A 10,787-nucleotide genomic window follows, 5' to 3' on the forward strand; every position below is an offset into this window, starting at 1 on the left:
AGCCTTTTTAAAGACTGGATCTGCAAGTTATGATTCGCTGTCCGACTCAGACTCGTCCCCGTTTGTATTTAAGGTGTACGGTTTATCTTTCATATCAAAATAAGCCTTGGCAATTGCCTGCCCAATTTTGTTGTTAATTCCGTTCCCTTTTCCTCTAACGTTTGGAACGACTACGGAGAATGCAATTTCAGGATCGTCATAAGGCGCATAGCCGACAAACATTAGGTTTTCAAGCCCACTTCCTTTTTTTCCTACCTCAGCAGTACCTGTCTTACCAGCGACTGGCAAGCCTTTATAAAATGATCTAGCTGTTCCTCTTGAACCTTTCGTTACACGGTACATCCCTTGCTGGACACGATCGAAATGATTCTGCTTCGCATTCACATGATTTAACAATTCTGGCTCAAACCTTTTTACGAGTTTTCCAATTTCACTATCTGTGCTTGCTTCCCTCACTTCTTTCACTAAATGCAGCTTCATACGTTTTCCATCATTGGCAACCGTTGAAACATATTGAGCAAGCTGAAGTGGAGTAAATGTATCATACTGCCCAAACCCATAGTAAGCCACATTTCCAAGCTGTGGATTCTTACCTTTGAAGCCCGTCTCTTCGTGTGGCAGATCAATTCCAGTTTCAACACCTAACCCGAATTGATGGAATGATTCGCGAAATTTTTGAATCGCATCGTTGAATGCCTCTTCACCCTTTTTATCGCCTGTCCAGCAAGAACAATCGAACCCGTAGCCCGCCAACCTCATGCCAACATACGACATATAAATATTGGATGAAACCTCTAAAGCAGAAATTTCATTAACAGGCCCCTTTGCTCCACCAACCGAACTTATTCGTGTACCACCTTTAAATTTTAACGGACGGTCATAAATATATTCTCCCGGCTTCGTTACTCCGTGCATAAATCCTGCCAAAACCGTTGCTCCTTTAATAGATGAACCCGGCATGAATGATTGTAAATACGTGCTTGAAAGATCGTCTTGCATCTTTCCATCTTTAACCGCTTTACCCGCAAGCGATAAGATTTCGCCTGTCTTTGGATTCACAACAACAGCATAAGCGCTTCTTGCACTGCCGACTTTACGGATTTCACTCTCTAAAATTTTCTCGACTTTTTTCTGTAAGTCCATGTCAACAGTTAGGACAAGTTCTTTTCCGCTCTGTCCGGGAATAATTTCCGGATCGTTGATGACTGAACCTGTTCTGCTCGTTAAATACTTTTTCTTTTCTTTTATACCGCTTAAAACGTCTTCATACTGAAGTTCGATTCCACTTGTACCCACTTCGTCATTAAGGTCATACCCTCTGGCAGCGTAATAATCCCTTTTTTCCTTCGGGATTTTTCCTGTTCCTCCGAGAAGCGCCTTTAACGTATCGCCATAAGGATATAATCGATGGCCAGCTACTTGTACGTCTACCCCTTGTAATTGGGCTAAATGTTCATTAACGACTGCGAATTCTTCCTTTGTAATATCTTCTTTGATCACTTGTTCAGAAAGTGAATAGCCTGTGTTCATTTCCCGCCAAATCGCAGCGACTTCCATTTCTTCTTTGCTGATTTCGGCCAAGTCTTTTTCCGTAATTTTATTGAGAAGTAATTTATAAAGCCCATCTTCCCCAACTTCTTTCCGCTCTTTTTTGCTAATCTTTTTTTCAATAAGCTCTTTTTGGCCGCGGGAGACAATATAATAATCTTTTTTATCGCGTTCTGTTACTTTGTCTGTTTCTTTATCAATAATTTGCGCGAGCAGTTTCGCCGTCTGAAGCAAGCTTTCGCCAGAAATATTAGGCTGCCTTGTATACACTAGGTTATAAACTGGGTCATTATCAACAATGATATTGCCTTTTTTATCTTTAATCACCCCTCTTGGCGTGTTAGTTTTTGCTACAACATTTTCAGTCGCCTCCGCATAGCGGATGAATTTCTCTCCTTCAACAATTTGCAGCATCCCGAGCCTTAGCACGAGCGCTGAAAATAAAAGAAACACAATAAGAAATAATATATTCATCCTCAATGGGACTTGATTTTTTTTCTTTTTTTTCTCACGTTCCTTATCCAAAAAAATCACCTTTTCCAAAAACGATTCTTACATTCATTTTAGCATAAAGTCGCGCCTCGTACAGAAGAGTTATACACTTTCATCCGGTAATTTTGATTAAATTCCGCGAATGTCCCTTACACAAACTAGGTAAATACATATCATTTAGTGTAGGAGTTTAATGATACGAGGAGGAGTGTTCATGAATTTTCCTTATCCGGAGCACTATGGCGTGAATGAACCTGAATTTATAGATTACTATGGTGAAGATGATCGAAGTTTCTTGGGCGGTTTCACTGGTGGATTGGCGGGGGGGTTGGTTAGCAATTTCCTATTTCCTGGTTATGGTGGATACGGAGGCGGCTATGGATACGGGTATCCAGGCTACGGTTTTGGAAGAAGGCCTTTCGGGCCCGGGTATCCAGGCTACTTTCCCCCCTATGGATACGGCCGTTTTCCAGGAGGCTTTGGAAGGCCTGGATTTTGGTAATAATGAAGGCAACAGATAAAGAAAACAGCGGTTCCGTCTTTAGGAACCGCTGTTATTCTACTTTTTCCAAGGCTATTTCTTCACCTATATCCCGATACTTTTCTTTAAGCAGCATCATACACCATTCGTGGCCTGCATACCATTTTCCCTTTTGAAACATGAAAATTTCATCTTTTACTTCTTTCTTACACTTGTCACATTGGATGATCATGGTGTTCCCTCCAATACTCTTTTTTTCATATTGTTACCTTTCTTACATACAAGCAAACCTTTTAAAACTAACTTTTGAAAATCGGTAACGTTATTTCTTATGTTAAAATACTAAATTTCACAAAATGTTCAATGCAAAATTTGTCTAACATTGTCAGAGGTGTTTACAAATGCTTCTCCTTCGAGTAATGTGTTTATAGCTTAACATTTATACGGGGAAATTATAACGAAAGGGACAATTATAGATGCTTGTTTTAAAGGAAAAATCAGGTGATTATATGCTAAAAAATATCGAAAAAAAGAGAAAAGAAATGCTCATGTACGGAGAAAATACTGGGTTGACAAGCTCTGAAACATTAAAATGCAGCAAAGAACTTGATCAGTTGATCTATAATTATCTCGCCCACAAAGATAAATAACATTTTTTTCTAAATAAACTTGTTAAATGTCCAAGTTTATTTTTTTCTTTCCGAAAAATTACTATACTAAAATACTTTAAAAAGAATTTTTGTTGTTTTGACGAAGCGCCTCGGAATATACTATAATTAATTTCAAGACTTCCTATAATATTCGGAATGTTATTTCGAAAAAAGGAGACCATGATGATGGAAAACACAGCATCTAAAAAACGATGGATGTATGTGGTGATTGGCGCCTTCACGATGATGATTGCGATTGCTTTCGCCCGGATGTCATATGGCGTGATTTTGCCGTATATGAGGGATGGTTTATCGTTAACGTATAAGCAATCCGGTTTTCTTGGAACGGTGACCTCTTTAGGATATTTAGCCTTCGTCCTCCTAGCAGGTGTTGTTGCAGTGAAATGGGGCGGTAAAAAAACGATTCTCTTCGGTGTCTCGTGCACCATAATCGGCTTTATAGGCCTCTCGATAACAATGAATTTTCCAATGACTATTTTTTTTATGCTTCTTTTAGGCATTGGAACGGCTTTTACCTTTACGACATTAGTTTCAATCGTGACGGGCTGGTTTCCAGATAAACGAGGGCTTTCGATAGGGTTAATGACAAGCGGTGTGGGAATTGGAGGTCTGCTTACAGGATTGCTCGTTCCTTTTTTAAGTGGATTATCTTCCGAAGGCTGGCGTTTATCATGGGGATTTTTTGCTTTCGCTGGACTCATTACATTATTGCTGATTGCTATTTTTATTAAAGATCCACCGAACATGAAAATGAAGCAACATGATAAAAAGAAGAACGTATCTTCTCAGCACGCTATAAAAATCTTTAAAAACCCGAATCTCATTATTATCGGCATCATTTATGGAATTGTCGGATTAACGCATCTCGCACAGTCCATTTTTATTATGAGTTTTATGCTCCAATCAGGCATTTCGCCAAGCTTAGCAGGTAAATTGGTCGCAGTAAACGGCATTTTTTCCATCTTCAGCAGTCCTTTTTGGGGATACATATCTGATCGCATCGGCCGAATGAATTCACTTTTAATTACGGTCTCATTAAGCTTTCTTTCCATGTCCATTGCTTTAATTTCACAGTCATTTATTGGTTTTTCCCTTCATATGATCTTATTGAGTTTGACGATTTCCGGGTTGTTTACCCTTGTGCAGGCTGCGAGTCTTGAACAAGTCGATGAACCAAAAGATATGCCAATCGCATTCAGCTATGTCACCTTTTATTTCGCTTCCGGACAATTGCTGGGACCAATGATAGCCGGGTGGATGATTGAAGACTTCGGAGGGTTTAAAAGGGCTTTCCTCATGCTTTCCGCATTCCTTGCCGTTGGAATTATTCTTGCCGTCCTCCTGAAAGTAAGGACAGCAACTAGAGCCACCAACCCAGCAAAAGTAAAACAAACTGTTTCGTGATCAGATTTGTTCTTTAAATAAAACAGATCTGGTTTTTTTGTTGCCTAATTTACCGTTATATTCTATAATGAGAACAAATCATTCTATATTAAGAACAAAGGGGCGATTTATCGTATGCGCTTATTTTATAAAGAAGCAAAAGAACTTGCAGATAAAGCGTTAAAAAACGAACAGGAAATTACAATCATTCAATTAAAAAAAGAAAATAAAACAGATTATGATTTACAAGTTATACGGCTGCAGCGCGCGCTTAGAAAAGTATATGAAGAAGGGTACAATGAAGGGCTAAAAAATGGGCTGAAGTCTAAATTCAATTTTTCAGACTGAACATTATAAGCCAAGTCCGTTATAGAGCTCGGCTGTTTAATTCAGTTATGATTTTCTCTTTTAACGGGGCTTCCGTATTTTCAAAAGCTGTTTTTGCAAGATCGATAAGCTTTTTGCTTTTCTCCATCCGCAATTGTTCAAGAAGCACTTGCACGTATTCCGTATCTGTTTCGATTGCCTGAAGCATTAGTGTCTCCTGCTTGCCAAAACCAAGTCCATTCATCACAGACTGGGTAAATGACCTTCGTGAAAATGTATCAGTAAACATGACCGAAACCGCATGATCAGATAAAAATAAATCTAAATAATGGAGAGCGATGACACGGTTTAATCGTTCATACTCACTTTTGGAAATCGATGACAAATACTGATCAAGCCGTTCAGTATGCATTCGATCCAGCTGTTCCATTTTGATTGAAATGTCGATAAGGTTCACAAAAACACGAATGTATAAAAAGCCATGCAAAATAAAGATAGAATTTACCCGCTTCATGACCGGCCCATTCGTTTTCAATTGTGCCTTTTCAACTAATTTTTTTGTGTCTTTCTCAAGTTGGTTTATCCACTGCATTCGCGGTGAATCATCTTTATACGTTTCTTTTTTTAATTCTTCGACTGCTTTTGTAAAAGCTTCATTATCCTCATGTAAAGGCGTTCTTTCAATTAAGTGGCCATTTTCTTCCTGATGTGTCATACGAAATTTTTGAAGCAAAGTATCCGGATCCTGCAGGACAAGTTGCGGAGATTCCCTTTCCTTCTTGTCCTCTTCATTGCTTGCTTTTGGTGTATCCGGAATTTCCTCATTTTTGTTTTTTAAACGGTAATACAGAATCAACCCTAGCATGGCGACAAGCGCGACAAAAACGACAACGATATCAATCCCCCAAGATAAAAACAGGCCATAGCCTATAAAGCCTAAAAACATTCCAAAGATGGTTGCGCATCCTATCCTCATACTTCTCTTCCCTCGGTATATTTTCCAGCGGTTAGCAGCATTCTTTACAGTATCCGTACAATTCAAATTTATGATCGGTAATTACGAACTCACTCGGGGGCTCAGACAGCGCATCTAGTGGGCAAATGTCAATTAATCTCGACTTCCCGCACGATAAGCAAATGAGATGATGGTGGTGATCGCCTTTTGAGCAGTTCAAACGATAAATCCGTTCTCCATTTAGATCTGTTGTCTCTACGATGTCAAGCTGTTCAAATAACGAAAGGTTCCGGTAAACTGTATCAAGGCTCAATCCAGGGAAAGTGGACTGCATAGAGTGAAGCATTTCTTTTGCAGATAAATAGCGTTTCTCCCGTTCAAATATCCGAATCATCTCTTCACGCTTATCAGTCTTCTTATATCCACGCTTTTTTAATTGGTTCATATATTCATTAACTGTCATATTCCTATCTCCAATATATTTAGTATCATCCCTATTATAACAAAGTTGGCTTTCTTTGAACTACCCACCACTTAACGCTCTTACGAGCTGTTTGAAGTGGGGGATTCCTACGAACTCCGCTCTATCGAACAGATATTTAGCAGGCTATCCCTGCCGTTCCAACAGTTAGAAGCCTTATCGCTTCATTTTTTAGATTTTGTCCTGCGTTAATATCTCTATCGTGATGTGTGCCACAAGATGGGCATTCCCATTCACGAAGATTTAGGTTCTTAACGTCTTTGTTTCGGTATCCACAACATGAACAAAGTTGAGAGGAAGCGAAGTTTTTAGCCACGACTATGACTTGCTTGCCATACCATTTTGATTTGTACGCTTACATTCTTCTGAACTCTGACCATGATACTTCACTAATTGCTTTTGCTAATTTGCGGTTTTTAAGCATATGACTCACTTGCAAATCTTCAATACCAATCACATCGTGGTTTTTAATGATTACGGTTGAAATTTTTTGCAAATAGTCCGTTCTCGCATTTGTGATTTTCTCATGGATACGAGCCACTTTACGCCTTTGTTTTTGAAAGTTCTTCGCTTCTTCCAGCTTACAATTTCGTTTTAATGCCAACTCCTTTCGTCTAGAAAGAACCCGTTGTGCTTTGACTAGCTTCTTTTCTAACGTGCGGAAGAACGTAGGGTTTCTGAATGATTGACCCGTGGAAAGGATTGCAAAATCCTTCAACCCAACATCCACACCGACAGACGATCCAGTTTTCGGTAGTTCTTGTATTTCTGTTTCTACTAACAACGACACAAAATAGTTTCCACTCGGATTTCGCCTAACAGTAGCGCTTAAGATACGCCCTTCCACTTCACGGCTTTTGGCAAACCTCACAAGTCCAATTTTGGGTAATTTCATTTTACTTCCAATAACTGCGATATTTCCATTTGTCTGTTTCGTTGTATAGGATTGAACCTTATTCTTTTTAGACTTAAAGCGTGGCACATCATTTTGTTTCTTGAAAAATCGAGTATAGGCATCGGAAAGATTTTTCAATGATGATTGAATTGCGATACTATCTACTTCTCTTAACCAAGGGAATTCTTTTTTTAACTGAGGTAACGCTGCAGAGCACGTATTGTATGTTAATCCTTTTCCCGTTTCTTTATAGGTATCCTGCCACTTCGCAAGGAAATGATTAAACACAAAACGACTGCATCCGATGGTTTTGTTAATCATTGTTCCCTGTTCTTTATTTGGATAGATGCGAAACTTATAGGCTTTTTTTACTAACATTGATTTCACCTCCTTCCCAACTATTCCTATTTTAACATTTTAAAAATTCAAATACAAACATTTGTTCCCGTACATTTTGAGGATTTAACGCTTGATAAGGAGACAAAGGAGATGGTACTCGTGTTCCGTTTTTATAAGTTACTAAATAGTGCTCGAGCAGTCGGACAGTTGAGATGACAAGTAGCTATCTCTTGTCTGAAGGCGATTCATCCCAACCCTTCTCAATGAGCTATCACCCTTCCCTCTACTTAAGTATGGGGTCTTTTCGCCTATTTAAGAAAAATATAAAAGTATGGTAGACTATAATTGACTCATCGGGATGTAGCGTAGTTTGGTAGCGCGCATGCATGGGGTGCATGAGGTCGCAGGTTCAAATCCTGTCATCCCGATTATTTTTCATTATAACAGATAGCCCTTAAACCATTAGTGTATAAGGGTTTTTGTTTTGTTGTAGATTAATACAGTTTCACTTACTTTTGACTAGTACAGGCAATAAAAACACCGGCTGCCGCAAGGTCATCGTCCCCGGTTCTGAATGAACGGAACGATAAGGCGATGGTCACAGTCGCCCCAGGACGAAACCTCTAGGCTTCGGCGCTTCGCTTACATTAGCTGTTAACCATGGCAATTGAACAGCCACAACAGGATTTTGAGAGTACCTAATACTCGCAAAGCAAAGAGAGGACCTTACGTCCCCTCCCTCAAATTATTCACACCGCGAACTTTTACCGCTCTTTGAATATTATTCCCCACTTATAAATTTTTCCATTTCCGAAACCTTATCACCATTCAACAAATGGGTCACTCCGTATGTTTCCCCTTCCCCGTTTTGATTCACCCCGACATCGAGATCGTGAAAAATTTGGTACAAATATTCATATAATTGTTTCATCTCCTCATCCATCGGCTCCCATTTATCGACTAATTCCGTCGCTTCTATCGCTTCCCCATTTAAACCTAAGTGTGACGTCCGGACAAATTGCAAGTGAGATATAGCAGTCGTAAGGAGAGAAATATTACTTTTATCTTTATCAAGTTCTCCAAAATTCGCTCTTTCGCCTAATTTCTCTTTGATGGCTTGAGACTTTAGATAATACTCGAAACCCTCATCATTGTTCGCTTTCTTAAGTCTTGGATCGTCCAACGGTTCTGAAAGAATTTTGTAGGATTCTGAAATCCATTCATTCAACTTTTTATCAAACTCTTTACTCTTTAATTTTATATTTTCACTTTCCCCAGCCCATTCAATCGTTACATCCATCACATGATTTTCTGTTGCAATAGCGCAATTTTCGCAACCACCTAAGTCTGAAACACCAACACCATTTTTTAAAGGAACATCAGTCTCTCTGTTTTCGTTTACCGATCCATCAATTCTATAATCGATTTTTGTCGGTGGCTGATCGTCGCCGATGTATTCCAATATAAGATAATCCGTTTCACTGCCTACCGGCGTCCCCGACTTGCTGCCTTTTGGCTTTACAGTCGCTAGGTATTGTACTTCCCAGTTATCACTTTCTCCATGAAATCGTAGTTGTTTAGGATTCAATTCGCCATCTTGTTTCACATCGGTATCATGTTTTTTTTGATCCACCGCCGGAACGTCTTGTTGTTGGTTGCCGGGAGAGTTTATAATTTCTCTACCTACCGTATCCCAAAGGAAAAAAACCAGGAAAACACCAACAATAGCCACTGCTCCTCTACTCATCCATTTCGCAAAAATGTTTTTCACCCCGTCATTCATTTCGCCTTTTTCAATACGTTCAAAAATCCGCTCTTTGTTTTTATGAGAAACAGGGTTTTCTTTAAAAATCGAATCATCCATGATCTCCTTTAATCGCTTCAGTTTATCCTCCACGATTTTTCACCTCTTTCATAGGCTTGTCTTAATAAGTCCCTTCCCCTTCTCAAGCGCGTTTTCACCGTTGACATTTTTGTTTTTGTCAATTCACTAATCTCCTGGATGGTAAGCGACTCATAATAAAACAAAATAATCGTTTCCCGGTATTTAACAGGGAGAGAAAGAACCTTATGGGATAATTCCTGTTTTTCATCACTCGCGACAGCGACCTCATCCGGAGACAATTCATTCGACTTGAAACGTTCATGTAAATTGAGGTGGAAAAGGCTAAAACGCTCCCTCCTTAAATGATCAATGCTTTTATTTCTAGCAATGGTATATAACCATGTTTTATAGGACGATTTTTCTTGAAAGGATTTCAAATGCTTATAACAAGACACAAAAACCTCTTGTATAATATCCTCCGCCTTACCCCAATCCTTGACATAAGTGTACGAAAAATTGATTAATTGCTTTTGATAACGATCAACGAGTTGTTCCAGTAGGATCATTTGATGGTTTTTCTCCATTTCTATGTAAATACGCACCTCCTTACTTACCCACATCTACCACTTAGACGCAGTAAACTGTCGTTAGGATTCAAAATAATTTTGTTTTTTAAAATCGAGTAGAGGGGAAAATTAAATTTTCCGCCCCTCTCACACCACCGTACGTACGGTTCCGTATACGGCGGTTCAATTTATATATCAGTGTGTACTTTTAGATAGTGGTCTAGGGCAAAGGGAATTCCCCTTTGTCTTAACCGCTTGTTGGACATTGCTCTCTGTACAACCTTCGATAATCCAATAAAACGGTAGCCTTTTCGACAGTAAGTTATGCCTTTGGCTTCCTCTTCTGGTATTCCTAGTTGGACGAGGGATTTTATTCTCTTTTTGTTGTTCTTCCATTGCTTCCAAATGATTACCCGGAGTCTTGAGCGAAGTTTGGCGTCTATCACTCCAAGAGTTTTCTTCATGTTGGCTATCTTGAAATAGTTGACCCAACCGAAAATAACCTGTTTTAACTTGTCAATTCTGTCATCTAGTGGGATGCCCCAATTTCGTTTCGTTAGCTGGCGCAGTTTTCTTTGAAATTTTTGAATCGACTTCCCATGTGGTCTTGGTTGAAACTTTTTCTTATTAGAGTCGTAATAGAAACCGAATCCCAGAAATTTTGTTTTACTGGGACGTGTGATTCTACTCTTTTCCACATTCACCTTTAATCCCAATTTCTTCTGGATGAATTTTGTGAGAGAAGTGAGCACTCTGTTGTATTTGTCAACTCAAAATTACCCCAAATGTTAATTGAAAAGTCCCCCACCTAAATTTTCCAAATA

The 10,787-nt window shown here is 39.2% G+C and carries 11 protein-coding genes, 1 tRNA gene and 1 pseudogene; 5 read left to right on the forward strand and 8 right to left on the reverse strand.

Going from position 1 to position 10,787, the window contains the following annotated elements; translation table 11 throughout:
• Window positions 1-27: 27 nt before the first annotated feature.
• Window positions 28-2,073: a peptidoglycan D,D-transpeptidase FtsI family protein gene (locus DCC39_RS15200; RefSeq protein ID WP_116555755.1), complete on the reverse strand. Its 2,046-nt coding sequence runs from the start codon at window positions 2,071-2,073 to the stop codon at window positions 28-30.
• Between the two features lie 181 nt (window positions 2,074-2,254).
• On the opposite strand from DCC39_RS15200, the gene DCC39_RS15205 reads away from it, so the two are divergent.
• Complete coding sequence (locus DCC39_RS15205; RefSeq protein WP_205948529.1) at window positions 2,255-2,542, forward strand: hypothetical protein; 288 nt, start codon at window positions 2,255-2,257, stop codon at window positions 2,540-2,542.
• Window positions 2,543-2,594: 52 nt separating this feature from the next.
• Here DCC39_RS15205 and DCC39_RS19195 read toward each other — a convergent pair whose 3' ends face one another.
• A complete protein-coding gene (locus DCC39_RS19195) occupies window positions 2,595-2,753 on the reverse strand; it encodes a hypothetical protein (protein ID WP_165820905.1) in 159 nt (52 codons plus the stop codon).
• Window positions 2,754-2,997: 244 nt separating this feature from the next.
• On the opposite strand from DCC39_RS19195, the gene DCC39_RS15210 reads away from it, so the two are divergent.
• The 3 genes from DCC39_RS15210 to DCC39_RS15220 all read left to right on the forward strand — a co-directional run bounded on the left by DCC39_RS15210 (window position 2,998) and on the right by DCC39_RS15220 (window position 4,923).
• On the forward strand, window positions 2,998-3,171 hold the full coding sequence (locus DCC39_RS15210) for an aspartyl-phosphate phosphatase Spo0E family protein (protein ID WP_240613670.1): 174 nt from the start codon (window positions 2,998-3,000) through the stop codon (window positions 3,169-3,171).
• Between the two features lie 186 nt (window positions 3,172-3,357).
• Window positions 3,358-4,596, forward strand: coding sequence for an MFS transporter (locus DCC39_RS15215; RefSeq protein ID WP_165820906.1), 1,239 nt, complete (start codon window positions 3,358-3,360; stop codon window positions 4,594-4,596).
• A gap of 114 nt (window positions 4,597-4,710) precedes the next feature.
• A complete protein-coding gene (locus DCC39_RS15220; protein WP_116555757.1) occupies window positions 4,711-4,923 on the forward strand; it encodes a hypothetical protein in 213 nt (70 codons plus the stop codon).
• Window positions 4,924-4,942: 19 nt separating this feature from the next.
• Here DCC39_RS15220 and DCC39_RS15225 read toward each other — a convergent pair whose 3' ends face one another.
• The 3 genes and pseudogenes from DCC39_RS15225 to tnpB form a co-directional block, all read right to left on the reverse strand.
• Complete coding sequence (locus tag DCC39_RS15225; RefSeq protein ID WP_116555758.1) at window positions 4,943-5,878, reverse strand: hypothetical protein; 936 nt, start codon at window positions 5,876-5,878, stop codon at window positions 4,943-4,945.
• 31 nt (window positions 5,879-5,909) lie between these two features.
• Window positions 5,910-6,320 (reverse strand): Fur family transcriptional regulator, encoded by a 411-nt coding sequence (locus DCC39_RS15230; protein WP_116555759.1) that lies wholly within the window; start codon window positions 6,318-6,320, stop codon window positions 5,910-5,912.
• 136 nt (window positions 6,321-6,456) lie between these two features.
• Window positions 6,457-7,611, reverse strand: a pseudogene (tnpB, locus tag DCC39_RS15235) (IS200/IS605 family element RNA-guided endonuclease TnpB).
• A gap of 315 nt (window positions 7,612-7,926) precedes the next feature.
• On the opposite strand from tnpB, the gene DCC39_RS15240 reads away from it, so the two are divergent.
• Window positions 7,927-8,000, forward strand: a tRNA-Pro gene (locus DCC39_RS15240).
• 353 nt (window positions 8,001-8,353) lie between these two features.
• Here the strand turns inward: DCC39_RS15240 and DCC39_RS15245 are convergent.
• The 3 genes from DCC39_RS15245 to DCC39_RS15255 all read right to left on the reverse strand — a co-directional run bounded on the left by DCC39_RS15245 (window position 8,354) and on the right by DCC39_RS15255 (window position 10,715).
• On the reverse strand, window positions 8,354-9,469 hold the full coding sequence (locus tag DCC39_RS15245; RefSeq protein ID WP_116555760.1) for a hypothetical protein: 1,116 nt from the start codon (window positions 9,467-9,469) through the stop codon (window positions 8,354-8,356).
• Complete coding sequence (locus DCC39_RS15250) at window positions 9,454-9,999, reverse strand: RNA polymerase sigma factor (RefSeq protein ID WP_165820907.1); 546 nt, start codon at window positions 9,997-9,999, stop codon at window positions 9,454-9,456. The genes DCC39_RS15245 and DCC39_RS15250 overlap by 16 nt, the downstream gene beginning before the upstream one ends.
• A gap of 152 nt (window positions 10,000-10,151) precedes the next feature.
• The gene (locus tag DCC39_RS15255) at window positions 10,152-10,715 is read right to left on the reverse strand and encodes a group II intron maturase-specific domain-containing protein (RefSeq protein ID WP_338066567.1); all 564 of its coding nucleotides are present in this window, start codon (window positions 10,713-10,715) and stop codon (window positions 10,152-10,154) included.
• Between the last annotated feature and the right edge of the window lie 72 nt (window positions 10,716-10,787).

It is taken from the genome of Pueribacillus theae (assembly GCF_003097615.1).
Lineage (GTDB): Bacteria > Bacillota > Bacilli > Bacillales > UBA6769 > Pueribacillus > Pueribacillus theae.